Origin of the sequence: Adlercreutzia equolifaciens (assembly GCF_029076695.1) — a bacterium.
Classification (GTDB): Bacteria; Actinomycetota; Coriobacteriia; order Coriobacteriales; family Eggerthellaceae; genus Adlercreutzia; species Adlercreutzia equolifaciens_A.
In genome coordinates this window covers 1-327 of the sequence record NZ_JARFIK010000207.1, presented here as the reverse complement: position 1 = coordinate 327, position 327 = coordinate 1, and the positions used below count along the sequence as shown (strand labels likewise).

Here is a 327-nt window from a genome sequence, read left to right as displayed (position 1 = left end):
CTAACCTCGAGGAGAAAACGCGTCAGGTTGTTGAGTCGCTTACCGATGAGGAAGTGTACGAGTTGCTCGAAGAGAAGGGGGTGACTCCTCTTATGGGGGATCTGCTTGCGCTTCCCCAAAAGGCAGTCGATCAGCTGGTCAAAAGCATTAATGCTTTGGCGGACAAATACCAAGATACGTACGCCTCAATTGCATCGCAGATTAGTGAAGCAGAGCGAGAGTTAGATGAAATGCTCGGACAGCTTGTCGGGAACGAATTCGACATGCTAGGTATCGCTGAGCTCCGCAAGCTTCTGGCGGGTGAGTAGCATGGATGATCAGCGTAAG

At 51.1% G+C, this 327-nt stretch carries 1 pseudogene; it reads left to right on the top strand.

The window, feature by feature from the left end:
• Positions 1-308 (top strand): annotated as a pseudogene (locus tag PZH32_RS12090) (type I restriction-modification system subunit M); the annotation flags it as partial.
• Positions 309-327: the final 19 nt, after the last annotated feature.